We start from the raw sequence: 451 nt of genomic DNA on the forward strand, positions 1-451 counted from the left end.
GCGGGCGGTGGAACTGGGCGCGGGCGAAATCGTGCTGAACTCCATAGACCCGAACGGGGCGTGGTGGACGAGCGGGCTCCGAATCGGCACCCCCGCGCTCACGACGCTCGGTATGGGCACGGCTGAAATGGAGGAAATCGCCCCGCTTATCCGGCTGGTGCTCGACGGCACGAAACCCGCGCCCAGCGAAAAAGGCGCGTTGTCGAAGAGCAAAATCGCGCTGGACGGCGCGGCGCAGAAAGTGGCGCAGCGCCGGGTCTCCGCCCTTCTCGGCAGGTTCACGCTCTACCCCGAACTCGACCTTGCGTTTCTGAAAAGCTCTTTCGTGCGGTAATACTGACGTCCGTCGGCGACAAAGACTGTCCAGATACTAACCGAGAATGCGCGGCAGCGGGAAAAGACCGACCGACGGATTAAGCGGGTGCGACGCGTTTCCCGAGCACGACCAACG

The 451-nt window shown here is 63.6% G+C and carries 1 pseudogene; it reads left to right on the top strand.

The features are described 5' to 3' along the window. A pseudogene (locus AWU74_RS08420) lies at nucleotides 1-334 on the top strand (hypothetical protein); the annotation flags it as partial. Nucleotides 335-451: the final 117 nt, after the last annotated feature.

Source organism: Treponema endosymbiont of Eucomonympha sp. (genome assembly GCF_001028545.1).